Below are 20122 nucleotides of genomic sequence, written 5' to 3'. Positions count from 1 at the left end.
GGTGGTTAATCGCGTTTCAATGCCTCCCGAATCTCAATCGAACCGCCTATTTTGAAAATGGGGTTTCCCCGGGCAAGCTCCACCGCTTCATCGATTGATGCTGCGCGGATAACAATATAGCCGCTGATAAATTCTTTGATTTCGGTGAATGGCCCGTCTGTGACGATGTCATCACCGCTGACAACTTTTGCGCTGCCTGCCACCGGAAGAAGTGTGTTTCCCTTATCGACGAGCCGGTTTTGCGCGGCGATACCTGCAAGCCAGGCCATGCGTTCCTGCATTTGCTCTGGTGATGGTTTAATGTTGGTGCCTTCCTTTAGCCTGAAGATTAATGCAAATTCTTTCATTTTTTTTTAAACGTATAACGGGCCGGATCCTATAGTGGGGACATATTCATCTGGAAAAATAAATCAACAGCAGCTCTGTCTGAGATATCAGCCGGGTCGCTTTCAAACATGTGGGGCATTGTGTAGCCTCTTCTTTAGCCAGGCGACGCCGGCTAGCTCCCCGGTTTCAAGTAGTAGTTGGCTTGTGCTGTTTATATATTGAAGCTAAGCAATTTATCCTGAATGTTACCAGTTTCGGCAATTTACAATCATAGATGCTCCATCATCTTGGAAACCTGATACTCTGAACGTCATTTCCATATACAAATTGCAGTCATTAAAAACGGTCCCGCTGAAAAACATCCGGGAAAAATTATCTCTCAAAACCATCTACCGAATCCTGCGTTATTGCTTGCATTACAACCTGATTACGTTTTGATGAACCGCCGATTTTCCTCTTACCTGTTTCCCTCTCAGGGTCCGCTGCAACATGCCGATGAGCGCATGTCGGGTGTGCGATCCTTGTCTTTCAAAGTATTCTTTATCATTTGCACACTTTTTTTACCGCTGAGCACCCTGGCCCAGGCGCCCAAAGAAGTGGTCGCTGTTCCCGCCGCGATGAATGGGTTTATTCCGAAAGGTTACAAGGCACTTAACCTGACCCGCGGTGATCTGAACCGTGATGCCTATCCGGATGCCGTACTGGTGCTTTATAAAACCGGGGAGGAAAAGACCTCAGACGTGATCAGTCATCCTGAAAAACGGCCCCTGATGCTGCTGCTTGGTCAGCCGGATAAAAGCTATAAACTCGCTGCGCGAAGTAACAATGCGGTTTACTGCGTGGATTGCGGCGGACAAATGGGTGACCCGTTTACGGGCATCACCATAAAAAACGGCTACTTTTCTGTTGAACATTATGGCGGCAGCGGCCACAGGTGGACACGCATTGTTACCTTCAGATTCTCACCAGCCGACAAGAAATGGTATTTATTTAAAGATGGTGGAGAGCGCTTCCACGCCACATCGCCGGAAGAGGTAAAGACCGAGGTAAAAACAGCCAAAAATTTTGGCGTCATTCCCTTTGAACGTTTTAATATTTACATGGAAGAGGAATAATGCATCACTTGTTTCGTTCGTTTAAACACCGTACACCTAGAAATGACTAACGACTACAACAGCATCAAAGAAGCCTATCACCGCAATTTGTTCGCCAGCGCCGATGATAGGATCAATATCCTGTCTCTGTATCAGGGGCTGCCGACGCTCGATATCAAAAACGAAATGGACGAAGACCTCTATCACCTGGCAGCCCGCTTTGCTGACAGGTCGGCCATAGAATTTTTGCATACTTCCGGTCTGCAGCCCGCAAGCAACAAATACGGCAACACCGCTTTGCATAGCCTTACGACAACTAAGTTTGATCCCGCCGATCCGGCGCTTGAGGATAAGGCTGAACAGATCTATCACACCGCAAAACTGCTGCTGGAAGCGGGTGTAAATCCGAAGAAAAAAGACGACTCCGGCAAGCAGGCCTATGTTCAGGCAGCACAGGTTTATATGTATCCGTTTATCCAGGCCATGGCCGATGCGCATGTAAAAATGGATGCCATCCTGGAAGAGGGTAAGAATCTTCTGCACCTGATCTGTGACAAACTGGTGCATCGGAAAAGTATTCCCGGTGCAGTAGATGCGGCCACGAAAACGGTGCGCATCCTGTTCGAGCGTGGAGGTATTGATACCGAAGATAAAGACATTTTTAATACAACTCCCTTAACATATGCGCAGCGCAGCGGCGTGAAAGAAATAGCAGCGCTGTTGTCAGGTAATAAAAGTGACGTGGCAACCGGCGGTATGACCATTCATGAAGCCGTGCTAAACCGCGATACCACCGCTGTCGAAGCGCTGATTAAAGCAGGGGTAGATCTGAATGAGGTTTCTGACCAGTACCGGCGTACAGCGCTGATGCTGGCATGTGAGTACCCCTCAGCGGCGATGGTTGAACTGCTCAGCGCGGCCGGTGCCGATGTAAATTTCCGTACGGGAAATGGGGAAACCGCCGTCTTCTACCTGCTGGCAAAGGCCGTCAGTAATTTCGGTCGCGGTATGAGCAATGACCTGAAAGACATCAGGCTGATGCTGCGTACACTGATTGCCCATGGGTTGGATATCAATGCACCAACCAACAATGAAAGCGATACTGCACTTCATATGGTCTGCCAGGCGGGTTACCTGGCCGATCTAAACCTTCAACTTGCCGAAGAGATCGTGGAGGCTGGATGCGATATCAACAAGGCCAATCTCGCAGGAAAGACTCCGCTCATGTCGTTCGCCGAACGGGGAAACGAACCGCGGTACGGTCTCGCCGAATTGCTGCTGGATAACCATGCCGACACTGGGTATACCGACCGGCTGGGCAATACCGCATTGATCTATGCAGCCGGGAACAGCGATAAAATGTCGGCCAAACGGATTGTATCCCTTCTTCTTGATCAGGACAGCTCGACTGTTGGGCGGGTAAACAATGCCGGACAAAGCGCTATGGATATGGCTGTCAATAATGATAATGAGGCGGTAGTAAAGCTGCTGCTTGAGGCTACGGTCTAAAATAATACTGTAATGGACAATATGTTTTTGAATGCGTGTAAAAATGCGCAGAAAGGTGTAGTACAGGCTTTCCTGAAAAAGGGAGGCATCAATATAGACAAACGTGATGCGCAGGGCAATACCCCATTAACGTACGCATGTCTTAAAGGTGCCAAAGATATTGTAAAACTACTGCTGGATGCCGGTGCCAATGTTCATCTGGCCAACAATGCCAGCGAAACGCCCCTGCATTCAGCAGCGCGGAGCGGAACTAAAGAAGTTATTAAATTATTGACCGATGCAGGGGCTGATCTGGGTTCAGCTAACAACCATGGACAGACACCGGTCTTTTATGCGGTGCTGTCCGGCAAAACCGAAACGGCTCTATATCTTATCTCGCTCGGTGCTGAAACCGCTGTAAAAGATAACGGTGGTTATACGATCCTCGACCATGCCACCGCGAAGGGCATGCGGGATCTCGTTACAGCGCTATCGGCAAATCATAACGCCGGGAAAGACGACCATGGAAACACACCGCTACACCAGGCGGTTTATAACAACCAGAGCGAAACGGTAAAGGCGCTGCTTACCTCGGCTGCGCCGGATGTCAATGCCTTAAACAATGACGGCGTGAGCCCGCTGGTCCTGGCGGTCAATAACAACAATACGCACCTGGCCGAACTGCTGATCGGGCATGGAGCCGACGTCAACAGGCAGGTATTGAACGGCAATTCGGCCCTGCATTATGCGGCTGGTCTGGGTAATCATCATTTGGGCAACGTGCTGCTCGAGGCAGGTGCCGACCTGAATGCCAAAAACAGCTATGGCGAAACACCGCTCATCGTGGCGGCGCAATGCGGTTTTAATGATTTTACGGCCATGCTTATTGAACGCAGTGCCAGGGTTAACAGCGTAGATAATGCAGGGCGCAGCGCGCTTGCGCTCGCGAGTGAACGCGGTTATACCGGGATTGTCGAACAACTGCTAATGGCAGGCGCGACGACTTAGCGGGAGACCGGTAGCCGAACCACGAGTCAGAGAAGCTATAAGTTGTAGGTATTAAGTTGTAAGTCTCGGCGCAGGACCCCTCACTCTGCCAAGCCCCACCAACATCCACCTACGCCGTCATCCCGAAGCGCGTTTACGGAATCCCTTTCATCCGGAATCGCAACGGCGGGGGATCTCCTGCGAAGAGGTAGTACCGAACGTTCCGCAAAGCTAACAAAGAAAAACGACCAAGGACAAAAGACCGCAGCGCCTAACCCTCAATATGCTCTACCCTGCCGAGGGGTTGCTCCCTGTACCAGGACTCATATCTCATATCGTGAGATATCCATTGGCTTCATTCCAGTCCGGGATATCTTAGACGGGTCATTCAGAGCGTAGCGAAGAATCTGAATATGGATCCCGAGTCATATCCTTTCCCGACTGCTTCGGGACAGGCTCGCCCGCTCCGCTCTGTCTGGATGACTTCAAGGGGAGGCACGAGCCATGAATCCATAAAGTATTAAGTTGTAGGTTTTAAGTTGTAAGTCTTGGCGCCTAACCCCTCGTTAAGATGAAAGAGAAAGGAAAAACGATGAAAGACCTCGGCGCATACCCCTCGCTCTGCCATAGCCGCCTGAAGGGTTTGACACTCTGTCTAAATACGAACTACGAATACCTTTATACTATCGAAGCCTAACCCCCTCAATAGGCCATACTGGTCGAGGGTTTTTGCATGTCTCAAGACTCATATCTCACATCTCAAATCTCGAAAAAATGCTCCACCTCTAAATACGAAATACGAATATCTGTATACTCTACGTATCTCACATCTCAAATCCCTGGAATCCTTACCGATATGAAAAATACCCTTTCATTTTGGAAGGGTTTTTTTCGAGCAAAAAACGCTAATCACGCTTATTTATTATTTAAAATATTGATAGTCAAATAATTGTGAACATTCATTCCTCGTATGGCATCACAATTGGCAAGGCATGTGAAATTCAAACAACATGTTAACACTGCTATTATTTCTGGCCCTGCTGATCCTCTGCTGGGTATGTTACAAATCGATCGACTGGTTCGAAAAAATCTGACACAATGACCGCATTATTCATTATCGCCATCGCCGTCTTCATCTACATGATCTACGTGCTGATCAAACCCGAAAAATTTTAATTACACACAATGAACTCAGAACTACTTGGAATTATAGCGACCTACGGACTTACCGTATTGCTGGCCATTCCGCTAGGTAAATATCTCGCAAAGGTGTTTGCCGGAGAAAAAGTCTGGACAGACTTTTTAAAACCGCTGGAATCAGCGATCTACAAACTTTCCGGTATCAATCCGAAAGAGGAGATGAACTGGAAGCAGCATATGAAAGCCCTGCTTACGGTTAACCTGGTCTGGCTGGTTTACGGCTTTTTTGTTTTGATGAACCAGGATAAACTGCCGCTGAACCCCGATAGCAATCCGGGCATGAGCGCCGATCTTTCTTTCAACTCCGTCATCAGTTTCGTCGTGAATTGTAACCTGCAGCACTATTCGGGCGAGTCGGGTGTAAGTTACCTCTCTCAACACTTCGTCATGATGTTCCTGCAGTTTGTAAGCTGCGCAACGGGCCTGGCAGCGGCCGTGGTCTTTTTTAAGGCTTTTCGCGACAAAACAACCGTTAAACTAGGTAATTTCTGGGATTTTTTCGTCAAATCGATAACCCGGCTGTTGCTTCCGTTATCCCTGTTTATGGCTGTCATTCTGGCTTTTAACGGTACGCCTGCAAGTTATGAGGGAAAAGACCAGTTCATTTCACTTCAGGGAGATACAGTGAATGTTTCGAGAGGTCCTGCCGCCGGTTTTATCGCCATTAAACACCTTGGGACTAACGGTGGCGGTTGGTTTGGCGTAAATTCTGCGCATCCGCTCGAAAATCCGAACTACCTGACCAATATGGTGGAGCTGATTGCTCAGGTTATTATTCCAATTGCAATGGTGGTTGCTTTCGGAATCTTTATCAGGCGCAAAAAACTTGGCTGGGTCATTTTTGGCGTCATGACTATCGGCATGCTGCTGCTGCTCATCCCGACAATCAGTTCTGAACTTGGCGGAAGCCCTGCTATAGAAAAAATGGGTATTACCCAACAAACCGGCGCAATGGAAGGCAAGGAAGTGCGCTTCGGACCAGCCATTTCAGCCTACTGGAGCACGGTGACAACGATCATTTCAACCGGTTCTGTAAACAGCATGCACGACAGCACCATGCCGTTAACAGGCGCCTGGCAATTGCTTGGTATGATGATCAACTCGTTTTACGGGGGCTGCGGGGTCGGTATTCTCAATTACTTCATCTACCTGATCATTGCCGTCTTTATTTCGGGGCTGATGGTAGGAAGAACACCCGAATTTCTGGGGCATAAAGTGGAGGCAAGGGAAGTCAAAATCGCAGCCATCATTACCCTGCTGAGTCCCTTTCTGATTCTCGCCGGAACCGCCCTGGCCAGCTATACCTTTAATACGTATGGTAATGCCGACTGGGCCGTCCAGCCACAAAACTGGCTCAACAACCCGGATTTTCACGGTTTCTCAGAAATGTTGTACGAAGTGACTTCATCCAACGCCAACAACGGATCTGGTTTCGAAGGCCTGGGCGACAACAATATTTTCTGGAATGTGCTGACTGGTGTCGTCCTGTTTATCGGCCGCTTTCTCCCCATTATTGGCCCGGTAGCAATTGCCGGCCTGCTGGGTGCTAAAAAATATGTTCCTGAATCGGCGGGTACCCTAAAAACTGATACCATGACATTCGGTCTGATGACTTTTGCCGTCATCATCGTCCTGAATGCGCTTTCGTACTTCCCGGCTCTTGCACTCGGTCCGCTGGCAGAGTACTTCACCATGCTTAAATAATACTGATATCAAATAAAGATGAAAACATCATCAAATAAATTATTCGAACCTGCTTTGGTGCAGACTGCATTCAAACAATCGTTTATCAAGCTTGATCCGCGGGTTATGATCAAAAACCCGGTCATGTTTACTGTCGAGATCGGAACGGTCATCATGGCTTGCGTAACGGTGTATTCGATAAGCAATGCCGGGCAGGGCTCTTTTGCCTACAACTTTATCATTTTTCTGATCCTGTTGCTCACGGTTTTGTTTGCCAACTTTGCTGAGGCGATTGCCGAAGCAAGGGGTAAGGCACAGGCCGACTCCCTGCGAAAAACACGGGAGGAAACCCCTGCAAGGGTCCTGTTGCCCGATGGTACAACCAAAGTGCGGTCCTCTTCCCTGTTGAAGAAAGGGGAGGTCTTTATTTGCGAGGCAGGTGATACCATCCCGACCGACGGCGAAATTATTGAAGGTATCGCAACAATCGATGAGTCTGCCATTACAGGAGAATCTGCCCCTGTGATCCGCGAGTCGGGCGGCGACAAATCTTCGGTTACCGGCGGTACGAAAGTGCTTTCAGACCGCATAAAGGTTCAGGTAAATACCCAGCCGGGCGAAAGTTTTCTTGATAAAATGATTGCGCTTGTCGAAGGCGCGTCACGCCAGAAAACACCCAATGAAATTGCGCTTACCATTTTGCTGGCCAGTTTTACACTCGTATTTATCATTGTGTGCGTAACGCTGAAACCTTTTGCCGACTATGCCAACACGCCTATTACCATAGCTGCCCTGATCTCGCTGTTTGTCTGCCTGATCCCCACTACCATTGGCGGCCTGTTGTCGGCCATCGGCATTGCCGGCATGGACCGCGCGCTTCGTGCTAACGTGATTACCAAATCAGGTAAGGCTGTAGAGACGGCTGGCGATATCGATGTGCTGCTGCTCGACAAGACAGGCACCATCACGATCGGCAACCGCAAGGCTACTGCGTTTCACCCGGCTCCGGGTGTCGACATGCAGGAGTTCATCCGTGCCTGTGTAATGAGTTCACTGGCCGACGAAACGCCCGAAGGGAAATCAATCCTTGAACTTGCTGCTGCACAAAACTTCAGGGTGATGACGGCTCCCGCCGGATCGACATTTATCCGGTTTACAGCCGAGACCCGCGCAAGCGGTCTGGATACGGCCGACGGAAACCGAACCCGGAAAGGCGCATTCGATTCGATCCGAAACATGGTGCTAAACGCCGGAAACCCTTTTCCTGCGCAAACTGAAGAACAGGTCAAAGCTATTTCGGGCAATGGAGGTACGCCGCTGGTGGTTGCAGTAAACGAAAAAATCATGGGCGTAATCGAATTACAGGACATCATCAAACCCGGCATCAGCGAGCGTTTTGAACGCCTGCGCAAGATGGGTGTAAAGACAGTAATGGTTACCGGCGATAACCCGCTGACCGCAAAGTTTATTGCAGAAAAAGCGGGTGTGGACGATTTTATCGCGGAAGCAAAACCTGAAGACAAGATGAACTACATCAAAGAAGAGCAGGCCGCCGGCAAACTTGTGGCCATGATGGGCGATGGAACAAACGATGCACCAGCGCTGGCCCAGGCAGATGTCGGCGTCGCCATGAACAGTGGCACGCAGGCTGCCAAAGAAGCCGGTAACATGGTCGATCTGGATAACGATCCGACGAAACTTATCGAAGTCGTCGAGATTGGCAAGCAGTTGCTGATTACCAGGGGAACGCTGACAACCTTCTCCATTGCCAATGATGTTGCAAAGTATTTTGCTATCGTTCCTGCGCTCTTTATTGCTTCCATTCCTGCACTGCAAAGCCTGAATATCATGGGTCTTCACAGTCCTGAAAGCGCTATACTCTCGGCAGTGATCTTTAACGCGATCATTATTCCGATCCTTATCCCGCTCGCCCTGAAGGGGGTGGCATACAAACCGATCGGTGCAAGTGCCTTGCTGCGCAGAAATCTGCTTGTTTATGGGCTGGGTGGGGTTATCGCACCGTTTATAGGCATTAAATTAATCGACTTACTGGTAGGCCTGTTCGTTTAGGCTCTAGAAATACAATCATGAAAAAATACATCTTACAATCCATCCGTTTAACCCTGGTTTTAATCGTACTGCTTTGCGTAATCTATCCGCTGATGGTAGCTTTTGCGGGAGGATTTTCGAAAGGAAATGGCGGCGGCGAAAAAATCACAAAAAACGGAAAAGTGGTCGGCTATGCTTTGCTCGGACAGTCTTTCACAAAGCCCGAATACTTCTGGGGCAGACCATCAGCCGTAGGCTACAACGCCGCCGGCTCTGCAGGTTCCAATAAAGGACCTTCAAACCCCGATTACCTGAAGCAGGTCTCCGACCGCATCCATACCCTGCTAAAATACAATCCCGGTATCAGAAAACAGGATATTCCGGCCGATATGGTTACGGCCTCCGGCAGTGGCCTTGATCCCAATATTTCAGAACAGGGCGCTATCATGCAGATCAAGCGTGTGGCCGCTGCGCGGCAAATCGATGCTACGAAGGTTGCCGAACTGGTTGCCGCAAATACCGAGGGACCATTCATGGGGGTTTTTGGTCCGCGGGCTGTGAATGTCCTCAAACTAAACCTGGCGCTTGATCGGTTCAGCGCGAAGTAATCCTCAACTATACTACCTGGTTTTGTCCGCTTCCTCTTCAGATTTTGCGGCACAGGCCGGAAGCAAACTACAACCCAACTACCAAACATCAGACACAAGATGGCGGCAACTATTATCCGCCACCAATCAAAATATGCAACAATGAAAAAATACTTTATACTGGCTGCGGCCCTGACAACCGGATCAATTGCTTATGGACAGGACGAACCGAAAATCAAGGTTAGCGGATACCTGGAAACCTATTTCGGTTATGATTTTAACAAGCCGGCAGATAACAACAGGCCTGGTTTTATTTACTCGCATAACCGCCACAACGAATTTAACCTCAATCTCGGTTTCATCAAAGGAAGTTACGATAACGGATCAATCAGAGCCAACCTGGCGGTTATGGCAGGAACTTACGCCAACGCGAACCTGGCGGCAGAACCGGGTGTGCTGAAAAACGTTTTTGAGGCGAACGCCGGCGTTAAATTATCAAAAACGACAAACCTCTGGCTGGATGCCGGTATATTTTCTTCGCACATCGGTTTTGAGGGCGCCATCTCAAAAGACTGCTGGGTGCTTACGCGGAATATATCTTCAGAAAATACCCCGTATTATGAATCTGGCACAAAGTTGAGCTACGTTACAAGTGATGGGAAATTTGGCGCGACAGTGCTGTATTTGAACGGATGGCAGCGTATAGCGCGTCAGAATGGCAATAGTCAGCCGGCAGGCGGGGTACAGCTCACCTGGAAACCAAACCCGAAGATCACGGTGAATTACAGCAATTATCTGGGCAGTGAAGGTGCCGATTCCGTGCGGGTTAGCCGGTTCTATCACAATGTTTATGGTATCTTTCAGCTAACCGATCAGTTCGGTGTCACGCTTGGCTTTGATTACGGTACACAACAAACCGAAAAGGGAAGGAGCGACAAGTATGAGGTGTTATCTCCGGTAGCCATTGCGCAGTATAAAATTGACAGCCAGTGGGCACTCGCGGGACGTTTTGAATATTACGACGATAAAAACGGTGTCATCGTTGCTTCGGGCACACCCAACGGTTTCAAAACCAGGGGCTATTCGCTCAACATCGATTATGCCCCGGTATCCAATGCAGTTGTCCGGCTGGAAGGTAAAGTGTATGATAGTAAAGACCCGCTTTTTGTCAGGAATGAGGCCGCCGTTCGGCACAATGCGGCAGTTACAGCAAGTATAGCCGTTTCTTTTTAATAAGCTGATGGCGTACCGGCCGGTGAGATATTCAAAAAGGCTGATCCTGTGTACCTGCGCAGGATTGGCTTTTTTATTGGTTATCTGGTTTTTGGCATCCAGGGGTTATATTATTTTATCATGGTAAAAATGATCTGATGGAAGAGCAAGATCAGGCACAGTCTGTAAAGAAGTTTTTAGACCTGGTGAAAAAGTCCAGGCGTGGAAAACTGAAGATCTACATAGGCATGAGCGCGGGTGTAGGAAAGACCTACCGCATGCTGCAGGAAGCGCACGCCCTGTTAAAAGATGGTATTGATATCCAGATCGGCTACATCGAGACACATAACCGCAAAGAAACGCACGCGCTGCTTACCGGAGTCCCCGTTATACCGCGCAGAAAGATTTTCTATAAGGGAAAGGAACTTGAAGAGATGAACGTGCAGGCCGTCATCAACCGGCATCCCGAGGTTGTGATTGTTGACGAACTGGCGCATTCAAATGTAGAAGGCAGCAAAAACGGCAAGCGCTGGCAGGATGTAATTGACATCCTTGATGCGGGCATCAGCGTCATTTCTGCGGTAAACATTCAGCACCTGGAAAGCATGAACCAGGAAATCGAAAGCATTACCGGCATACGTATTACCGAGCGCATTCCGGATAAGGTGCTCGAATCTGCCGATGAGATCGTAAATATCGACCTGACAGCAGATGAGCTTATCGAACGTCTGAAAGCGGGCAAAATTTATGACCAGAGTAAAATCAAACGGGCGCTCGATAATTTTTTTCAGCCCGAAAGGATTCTGCAGCTCCGAGAAATGGCTCTCAAAGAGGTTGCACACCACCTTGAGCGTAAGATCAGTATTGAAGTGCCCGGGCAGATCAAGCTAAGGCCTGAAAAATTTCTTGCCTGTATATCTACAAATTATGAAACGGCCAAAGTAATTATCAGGAAAACCGCACGTCTTGCATCCTACTACCAGTCGCCATGGATCGTACTCTACGTCCAACGCAGCCGGGAGGGGGGCGACAAGATCAAACTTGATCTGCAGCGTCACCTGATCAATAATTTCAAGCTGGCTACAGAACTTGGCGCGGAAGTGCTTAAGGTGAAAAGCGATGATATTACCGGAACAATTTCAAGAATAACACGCGAAAAAGAGGTTACCACCATCTGCATGGGTAAGCCGCACGTAAATCTCTTCCAGATTATCATGCGAACTGCGATATTCAACCAACTTTTAAAACATGTTTCTCAAACGGAGACTGACCTGGTTATACTTTCATAACCGTACAATAAAATGACCATGAAGATCAAAACAAAATTACGCCTCGGGTTCGGGTTCTTATTTATCATCGTTATCCTGTTTGGCGGCATATCACTGTTTTACATGCAGAAGATCTCGGCAAGCTCTAAGGTTATTTTAAAAGATAATTATGAAAGCCTCCGGTACACCCGCGAAATGCGGTCAATCCTCGATGATCATGAACTTCCGCTCAGCGGCTCAGCAAAAGACAGATTGGGCAGGCAGCTCAGTCTGGAAGAGAAAAACGTCACGGAGCCTGGCGAACGGCAGGCGGTGTTGGCTTTGTCAGCGGCTTTCCGGGGGTTGACCGAGCCGGCTGCTAACCTGTCGGCCAGGAAGCAGGCCTTACGAACCATGCACCTCCAGCTGCGCCTGATCGATGAACTGAACATGCGTGCAATTGTGCGGAAAAACGACAGGGCTGCTGCGAGTGTTGAAACTGCGGTAACGTACCTCATCGCCGCTGCTTCCCTGTGTTTCCTGATCCTGTTTTCTTTCAGCGTGAATTTCCCTGGCTTTGTTGCCAACCCACTCAATGAGTTTTCGGCAGCAATCAAGGCCATCAGCAGAAAAAATTATAAGCAGCGCCTTGCGTTCAGGGGCAACGGCGAATTTGCTGAACTGGCAGAAGAATTCAATCACATGGCGGCACAGCTCAACAAGTGGGAAAACAGCAATGTGGCAAAAATTCAGTCGGAAAAGCTGAGAATAGAGACCATCATCGGGCAGATGCAAGATGCCATCATCGGTCTGAATGAGAAAAAAGAAATTCTTTTTCTTAACCAGGTTGCGGGACAGCTGCTCAATATAAATGAAAAGGAAGTGATCGGCGCAAATGCTTCAGATCTTATGAAACATAACGATTTGTTAAGCAGTGTGATACAGTCTACCGATGAAAAACCAATGAAGATCTTTGCAGATGGAAAGGAATCGTACTTTAAGCTTGAAAAGCGCGAGATCACGATACCCAACCTTGATGATCAGCATGACCGGGCCATCAAAGCAGCAGCAAAGACCGCCGGCGAGGTCTACATACTGAAAAACGTAACGGAATATAAAGAGCTTGACGAGGCGAAAACGAACTTTATTGCAACCGTTTCTCACGAGCTAAAAACGCCGATTTCCTCTATAAAAATGAGCCTTAAATTATTGAAGGATGAACGCGTAGGCGCCATGAACACCGAACAGGCAGATCTCATTCATCACATAGAAGAAGACTGCGGGCGCCTGCTGAAGATTACCAGCGAGTTGCTGGACCTTTCTCAGGTGGAAACGGGTAACCTGCAGTTAAACTTCGTAAAGTCTGATCCACGGGAAATTGCGGCTTATGCTATGGACGCTGTAAGGTTTCAGGCCGAACAGAAAACGATCAATCTTGAGCTCATCGCTGCAAACGGATTGGCTAAAGTTCATGCCGATACTGAAAAAACCGCCTGGGTACTCGTGAACTTTTTATCAAATGCCATGCGCTACAGTTCGCAGAAGTCAACGGTAACTGTATCCGTTATCCGCAAGGCGGGGAACATAGAATTTTCTGTCCGCGACTTTGGCCGCGGCATTGATCAGCAATATCAGAAGCGACTCTTCGACCGGTATTTTCAGGTGCCGACAGACGGAAATAATAAATCTGGCTCAGGGCTTGGACTGGCCATATCAAAAGATTTTATCGAGGCGCAGGGCGGAAAGATCTGGGTGGAGAGCGAAATCGGCGAAGGCAGCAGGTTTTGTTTTGTCCTGCCGGTGGCTGAAGATGCGGCCGGATAAAAGGCCGCCGTATATGTAGCCGATAAGCGGGCTTCTACAAACAAAGGACCACGACTGATCTCGATCGTGGTCCTTTTTATATCATCTGCTGATTACAGAGCGTACCGTAGCGTTAAGCCGAAGGTTCGGGGATCGCCCAATACCCCGGCGTAGTGACCGGCATTTCCGCCGGCAGGCAGCAACTGTTCAAAGTAATCTTTGTCAAGCAGGTTTCGCGCCCATACAAAGGCCGACAGACCCTTTTCAGATTTCCACCCGATTCTGGCATTAACCAATGCATAACCTTCCACATTCAGGTACCTTGACGGGGAAGGGCTAGAAGAAAAGTCTGACCGGAAAGACGCATCAACTGCAGTAAAGAAGTTTGATTGCGTATTAAAGACCTTCGAACCGGTTACAAATTCACCGCCGAGTGAGCCTGCCCATTTTGAGATACCGGGAAGACTGCCGCCCGAAATATCTTTAAAGGCAACCTGCTGGTTTGCACTGTTAGTCAGGCCGGTTTCTTCCAATGGAAGCGGTGCATTGGTAAAGCGAATGTATTTTCCTTCTGTAAAGGCTGCAGCTCCATAAAACGAAAAGTTTTTGTCTACTCTGAAACTCCCGTCAAATTCGATACCGCGCACCCTTACTTTTTCAGCGTTGGCGAGGTAACCGCGGTTTACACCAATTTCGGCCGACTGAACATTGGTCTGGTAGTCTTTGATGTCTGAATTATGCAGCGTAAGGTTCAGGGTCAGATGATCAGTTGGATTGGTTTTTACGCCGACTTCATAGTGTTTGGTGTCTTCCGGTCTGATAACGGCCAGATCAAGCGCGGGCGCGCCGTTCACAGTTGGTAAACCGGAAACGTTCACGCCAATAGGTTTGAAACTGGTAGAATACGTAGCAAAGGCATTGATGTGTTTATTTGGCCGGTAGGCTGCCGTAAGCTGATAGGTGAAGTTTTTTTCGTCAGCGTCGGCAACGTAATATTGGTCCTGGTATACCAGTGCTTTTAACGCCAGCAGTGCAGGATCAGTTGTCTGCAGGCCACCGTAAGTTTTTCTGTCGTACAGCACGTCTTTTTTGTCATAATTGAACCTGATACCGGGCAAAATGTGCAGGCCTTCTGTCACCTCCCAGTCTACGTTGGCAAAAACCGCTGCACTTGTTGATTTGATAGAAAACCGGTTGCGAACGCCAAAGCCCTCAAACAGGTTCGGTGTTCTCCACAACGCGCTGGTGGTACTTTGTGAGAAACGCCAGGTAGCAGAGCCCGACTCTTCGATGGCGACGGGGTCGGTTTGTACTTCCTGGTCAATATAAAACAGGCCTACCACACCGCTGAGGTTTTCGCTGATGTCGCCCGCATAACGGACCTCCTGCGACCAGTTCTGGTGTTTAGAATAGTTATTTGATTTAGCAAGGGATTGCAGGCCGGTAAAATCACGGTCGTTTGAAGGATCCCACTTCCAGTAGCGCCATGCCGTCGTAGCCGTCAATGTACCCGGCCCGATCTGTATGTCGGCATTTAATGAAACGCCGCCAAGGTCGTTGCCCGAGTTCCATGGTGTATCGTGGTCAACGATGCGGTCAAACGCATTCTGCGTTGGCAGCGCATAGCCCAGATCAGCTATAATGGCATTAAACTGCCGGTAGGCGGGGCGTAGGGTAGGCGCAACACCGGCTACGATCTGCGCATAGCCGTCAGGACGCTGACGCGAGTTATCACCCGCGAGTAAGATGGATACCTTATCAGATGGGCGATATAAAAGCTGACCCCTGAAACCGAGGTTATTGATGTCATTGATATTTTTCAGGGTACGGATATTTCTGATCGTTCCGTCACGCTGTGTTCCAGAGAAAGAGAACCGGCCGGCGAGCGTTTTGCTCAGCGGCCCGGTAACCGATGCCTTTGCCTGGATATAACCATAGTTGCCGAAGCTGGTCTCGAAACTGGCATCAGGTGAAAAGCTTGGTTTACGGGTTGTAATGTTAAACGCACCTGAAGAAGTGTTCTTGCCAAACAGCGTGCCCTGGGGACCGCGTAATACTTCGATCCGTTCCACGTCGATAAAGTCGAATGTTCCTGCCGCCGGGCGCGCGTAATAAACGCCATCTACATAAAAGCCTACACCCGGGTCAATTCCGTCGTTGGTCAGACCAAAAGTAGATCCCAGTCCGCGAATGTTTAGTGTTGTATTACGCGGGTTCGACGAATAAAACTGCACTGAAGGCACGAGTTCTTTCAAACGGTTCGCATTAAAGGAGCCGGATTCCTCGATTTGCGCCCCGCCGACAACAGAAATCGGGATGGGAACATCCTGCACGGCCTCGGTACGCCGGCGCGAGGTTACCACAATTTCTTCGAGCAGGGCATCACTGACAAGGGTCAGTTGCGCAGGCCCGTTGTCTAGTTTGAGGATCTGGAAATCCTGGGGTTTATAGCCGACAAACGTGGCCCGGAGGAAAAATGGTGGCTGTTCATTAACGGTTAAAGTAAAGTGACCAACTGAGTCAGCAGCAACTGCGTTCCTTGTGCCCCTCACAGACACACTTGCTCCCGGCAGCGGCTGGCCCTTATCATTCTTTACAAAACCCGATACAGTTTGCTGCGCGAAGGCGGCTGTGCTGCTAAGTAAAACAGCTGTTAGGAGTAGAAATCTTGATACATAAATAATGCGTTTCATTTTATAGTTTGTTTAGTATGGATACAAAAGTCGAAGACGGTTCAACAGCGGGAGCCAAACGGGCAAGACAGGAAAGATTCATTAAATGGTTATCCGCCCGAACCTTCCCGGGCCTAACCTGTGTGCATATTTTCTTCAACGGCAATAATTTTACGTCGCAAATATAGCGGGAAAATTTGTATATCCTAATTAATCTATGGATTTAGTAGTTATTTGAAGCTTGATTATCTACCGGGCGGGTGGCACCTATTTAAATATGGCTGTTGGTACGATGAGTCTGGCAGGCAGTCTTTGCCGGCCGGCCGCGGCGTCCGGCAAAGACTGCAATGGAATTATCGTTCTGACTGATGTATGTACATCGCAATGATCAGGTCTACTCGAGCGAAGACCAGCCGGACAATCATGCGAAGGGTAAAGCCTTAAGCCGATGGTTGTCCAGATGCAGCAGCAAAAGCCGCCGGCCCCTCCGAGGTCATGAGCACCCGCTGCATGGTTCCGTCAGCATTGTACTTCAGGACATCGACACAAACGGAGCGCCGGTGGCTTCCGCCGGTCTCAAGACCGCCGTTGTGGTAGAAAAACAGGCTACGGCCCTTGAAATCAATGATCGCCGGGCGGTTCGTTTCGCAATTACCGGCAAGTTCATTTAATATGCCTTTAAATTCCCAGGGTCCCTCGGGGCTTTTTGCCATGCAGTAGGCCACGCGCTCAGGTTGCCCATAACCATAACTCAGGTAATACCAGTCATGACGCTTATGCAGGTGCGCGCCTTCGCGGAAACCCGGGAGCTCCAGTTTGGTGATTGGCCCGTTAAGCGAACGGAGGTCGGATTTCAGCCGGGCAAGATAACAAACACCGTTGCCCCAGACCAGGTATACCTGTCCGTCATCATCGACAAGTACAGTGGGATCAAGGTTTGCCAGCTCAAGTTCGGTGTCCGGTATCATTTGCTGGTCGATAAGCGGGCTGCCTATTGCATCACGAAACGGACCTTGGGGCTGATCTGAAACTGCAAGGGCTATCGCTTTTCCGCCGGAGGCGTTGGTAACAAAAACGAACCAGTAATATTGCTGCTCATAAACGATCACTTTTGATGCATAGGCATCGCCGCTGGCCCACTCAAAATCTGTCGCACTGAGCGGAACAGGGTGTTCCTCCCAGTTAACCAGGTCTGCTGATGAAAAGCAAAGCCAGTTACTCATTACATATACGTTGCTGCCTTCGGGTGCTTCGTCGTGCCCTGTATAGAGGTAGATACGACCGTTGCTTTCGATCACTGTGGGGTCACTCGTAAAAACATGACGGATGATCGGATTGCCATTTAACTGCGTGTCTTTCATTGGGATGAGGTTTTTTATTTCTCCTGGAACAACCGGAGACCAGAATGTGATTGAAAAAAATCCACTTTGTTTTTTATGCGCATGTTTTTCTCTGTAGTTTCACCGCCGGCTAACAAATGATTTTCATGTTAAAAAACCGAATTTACCTGTATCTGGCGCTCTTGGTGTTTTCTGGTCAGGCGAACGCCCGGCAGCCTGCTCCGGCCCAGAAAATGAAATGGTTTGCTGACGCCAGGCTGGGTATCTTTATTCATTGGGGCATCTATTCTGTAAACAGCGTTTCTGAATCCTGGTCATTCTTTAATAATTACACCAGTCATGAAACCTACATGAAGCAGCTTTCCGGCTTCAATGCGAAACAATACAATCCTGACGCCTGGGCCTCGCTCATCGCCGAGAGTGGTGCCAGGTACGCAGTTATAACCGCAAAACATCATGATGGCGTAGCGCTCTGGAACAGCCAGGCTGCGGGGGCTGTTACAACGGCAGCAAGCAGCCAGGCCAGGCGCGATGTGCTTACACCGTTTGTAAATGCGTTGCGGCGGCAGAATCTTCGCACCGGAATTTATTTTTCACTGCCAGACTGGTCTTTTGCCGATTATGACGTATTTACCCGCTTGCGAAAGCGTTATCACCTCAGTCAGGATCAGCCGCGGTGGAGCCGTTTTCAGACTTATCTCAATAAACAGCTGGAAGAACTGAACACGCAGTACAGACCAGATCTCTTTTGGTTTGATGGCGATTGGGAACACAGTGCCGCTGAATGGGGCTCGCCGCAGATCCGGGAAAAACTGCTGGCACATAACCCGGATTTGATCATTAACTCGCGTCTGAACGGACAGGGAGACTATGATACGCCAGAGCAGGGAATTCCCGTGCAGCGCCCCGCTTCAAATTTCTGGGAACTGTGTTACACTATAAACGATTCCTGGGGGTATCAGGAATTTGATACCAGGTACAAGTCGCCTAACATGATTATCCGCACCCTGATCGATTGTATCAGCATGGGTGGAAACCTCCTGCTCGATATTGGTCCGAAGGCAGATGGTATCATTCCGGAGGAGCAGGTCAGGGTGTTAAAAGCACTTGGCCGGTGGACAAAAAAGCACGGAGAAGCGATTTATGGCAGTCAGTCGGGTATATCGCCGAATAATTTTCCCGGCAAGACAACGCGGTCGGCAGATGGCCGGAAAGTTTTTCTTTTCCTCGATCGGCGTAACAACGGACAAATCACCGTTTACGGATTAGAAAGCGCTGTTAAGTCGGCACGTATCATCGGTTATTCCGGCAAGCTGTCGTTCAAAAAGAACGGCAGCCAGCTCACAATTGACGTTCCGCCCGCTGCAGAAGACCAGGATGCTACGGTTGTAGAGCTGGCCTTTGCAGAACCACCCGTTTTTGCTGACCGCAAGCCCGGAAATCTCGGCCTGGTCGAGATTGCTGAAGAAAAAGAGCCGGTAAGGCAGGTTGCCGCCCTGAGCAGCGCGGTCGCAGCCGGTCATAATCCTTTTCCGGAGAAGCGGCTCTCGCCAGATGGAAGTGGTTTTGAATGGCGCCGTAATGATGTCCTGTCGTCCTGGATCAGGAAACATGCCGAAGCGCTTTACAAGACAGGCAGGGGTCTGCCACTTACACATTACGACGGGCCATCGTCTCTCTCGGCAGACAAGCAGACTTTATATCTTTTTGTGAAAGGCCAGCCCACAGGTCCCATTGCAATAAAAGGCCTGAAAAATGCCATACAGCGGGTGCGGGTAGTGGGGTCGGGGAACATCATTCCGCATGAGGTATACAATAAATTATACTGGAGCAAGACGCCCGGAATTGTTTACATCGATATTCCTTCCAAACTGCTGGATACGCAGATGAACGTAATTGCTGTGCTGCTTGACGGACCACTTTCTCTTTTTTCTGAGACAACCGGTGCGTTGGAAACCAATAATTAATCAGCGGTCAAGGCGCATATTTAACAGGTAGGGTTTAAACCCTGCCTTTTCGTAAGCGCGGATCGCCGCTGTATTTTCAGCGTAAACGTTTAGTTTGACCTCTGTGATTCCCCTTTCTGTTGCCCACGTTACCAGCCGGCTTGCCACCAGTTGGTTCAGGCCACGGCCGCGGAACGCCGGATCAATAAACATAAAACCGAGATAGGCAAATTCGGTAAACACCTGGTAGGGTTTAGCCTTTTTGATAAGTGCGTATCCGCCGCCTACAAGTTTTCCTTCAGTTTCGGCAACCAACACACACGCGTTCTCCGCTTCGATCATCGCGCCGAGATCATAATACTCGATATCACCGGGCTTCAGGGTAGGGTCAAAAGGTCTTTCGGCAGCTACAATTCCTTTTTCGAAGACACGCAGTTGCGGCAATTCATCTATCCGGGCTTCGCGGATGGTAACTTCCATGTTCATG

At 49.3% G+C, this 20122-nt stretch carries 16 protein-coding genes; 12 read left to right on the top strand and 4 right to left on the bottom strand.

Annotated features, from left to right (window positions below):
- Positions 1-5: 5 nt before the first annotated feature.
- Positions 6-347, bottom strand: coding sequence for a YciI family protein (locus EJV45_RS16395; protein ID WP_129717372.1), 342 nt, complete (start codon positions 345-347; stop codon positions 6-8).
- Positions 348-764: 417 nt separating this feature from the next.
- Here EJV45_RS16395 and EJV45_RS16390 point away from each other — a divergent pair, with 417 nt between their 5' ends.
- The 11 genes from EJV45_RS16390 to EJV45_RS16345 all read left to right on the top strand — a co-directional run bounded on the left by EJV45_RS16390 (position 765) and on the right by EJV45_RS16345 (position 13698).
- On the top strand, positions 765-1442 hold the full coding sequence (locus tag EJV45_RS16390; protein ID WP_129717370.1) for a hypothetical protein: 678 nt from the start codon (positions 765-767) through the stop codon (positions 1440-1442).
- Between the two features lie 42 nt (positions 1443-1484).
- Positions 1485-2930: an ankyrin repeat domain-containing protein gene (locus EJV45_RS16385; protein ID WP_129717368.1), complete on the top strand. Its 1446-nt coding sequence runs from the start codon at positions 1485-1487 to the stop codon at positions 2928-2930.
- Positions 2931-2942: 12 nt separating this feature from the next.
- Positions 2943-3917 (top strand): ankyrin repeat domain-containing protein, encoded by a 975-nt coding sequence (locus tag EJV45_RS16380; protein WP_129717366.1) that lies wholly within the window; start codon positions 2943-2945, stop codon positions 3915-3917.
- A gap of 550 nt (positions 3918-4467) precedes the next feature.
- On the top strand, positions 4468-4593 hold the full coding sequence (locus EJV45_RS19700; protein ID WP_255466233.1) for a hypothetical protein: 126 nt from the start codon (positions 4468-4470) through the stop codon (positions 4591-4593).
- Positions 4594-4994: 401 nt separating this feature from the next.
- A complete protein-coding gene (locus EJV45_RS16375) occupies positions 4995-5072 on the top strand; it encodes a potassium-transporting ATPase subunit F (RefSeq protein ID WP_084498241.1) in 78 nt (25 codons plus the stop codon).
- A gap of 9 nt (positions 5073-5081) precedes the next feature.
- The gene (gene kdpA / locus EJV45_RS16370) at positions 5082-6800 is read left to right on the top strand and encodes a potassium-transporting ATPase subunit KdpA (protein ID WP_129717364.1); all 1719 of its coding nucleotides are present in this window, start codon (positions 5082-5084) and stop codon (positions 6798-6800) included.
- Positions 6801-6818: 18 nt separating this feature from the next.
- A complete protein-coding gene (gene kdpB, locus EJV45_RS16365; protein WP_129717362.1) occupies positions 6819-8849 on the top strand; it encodes a potassium-transporting ATPase subunit KdpB in 2031 nt (676 codons plus the stop codon).
- A 17-nt stretch (positions 8850-8866) separates the two neighbouring features.
- Positions 8867-9436, top strand: a complete 570-nt coding sequence (gene kdpC / locus EJV45_RS16360; RefSeq protein ID WP_129717360.1) for a potassium-transporting ATPase subunit KdpC — start codon at positions 8867-8869, stop codon at positions 9434-9436.
- A 141-nt stretch (positions 9437-9577) separates the two neighbouring features.
- Complete coding sequence (locus EJV45_RS16355; protein WP_129717358.1) at positions 9578-10648, top strand: porin; 1071 nt, start codon at positions 9578-9580, stop codon at positions 10646-10648.
- Between the two features lie 137 nt (positions 10649-10785).
- Complete coding sequence (locus EJV45_RS16350; protein WP_129717356.1) at positions 10786-11916, top strand: sensor protein KdpD; 1131 nt, start codon at positions 10786-10788, stop codon at positions 11914-11916.
- 18 nt (positions 11917-11934) lie between these two features.
- Positions 11935-13698 (top strand): ATP-binding protein, encoded by a 1764-nt coding sequence (locus tag EJV45_RS16345; RefSeq protein ID WP_129717354.1) that lies wholly within the window; start codon positions 11935-11937, stop codon positions 13696-13698.
- Positions 13699-13790: 92 nt separating this feature from the next.
- On the opposite strand, the gene EJV45_RS16340 is transcribed toward EJV45_RS16345, so the two are convergent.
- Both EJV45_RS16340 and EJV45_RS16335 read right to left on the bottom strand, forming a co-directional pair.
- Positions 13791-16370 (bottom strand): TonB-dependent receptor, encoded by a 2580-nt coding sequence (locus EJV45_RS16340; RefSeq protein ID WP_129717352.1) that lies wholly within the window; start codon positions 16368-16370, stop codon positions 13791-13793.
- A 419-nt stretch (positions 16371-16789) separates the two neighbouring features.
- Positions 16790-17710: a glycoside hydrolase family 43 protein gene (locus EJV45_RS16335; protein WP_129717351.1), complete on the bottom strand. Its 921-nt coding sequence runs from the start codon at positions 17708-17710 to the stop codon at positions 16790-16792.
- A 125-nt stretch (positions 17711-17835) separates the two neighbouring features.
- On the opposite strand from EJV45_RS16335, the gene EJV45_RS16330 reads away from it, so the two are divergent.
- Complete coding sequence (locus EJV45_RS16330; RefSeq protein WP_129717349.1) at positions 17836-19656, top strand: alpha-L-fucosidase; 1821 nt, start codon at positions 17836-17838, stop codon at positions 19654-19656.
- Here EJV45_RS16330 and EJV45_RS16325 read toward each other — a convergent pair whose 3' ends face one another.
- Positions 19657-20121, bottom strand: coding sequence for a GNAT family N-acetyltransferase (locus EJV45_RS16325; protein ID WP_129717347.1), 465 nt, complete (start codon positions 20119-20121; stop codon positions 19657-19659).
- Between the last annotated feature and the right edge of the window lies 1 nt (position 20122).

The organism is Pedobacter sp. SYP-B3415 (assembly GCF_004138205.1).
In the GTDB taxonomy this organism is placed as follows: Bacteria; Bacteroidota; Bacteroidia; order Sphingobacteriales; family Sphingobacteriaceae; genus Pedobacter.
This window is presented reverse-complemented; position numbering and strand designations above follow the sequence as displayed.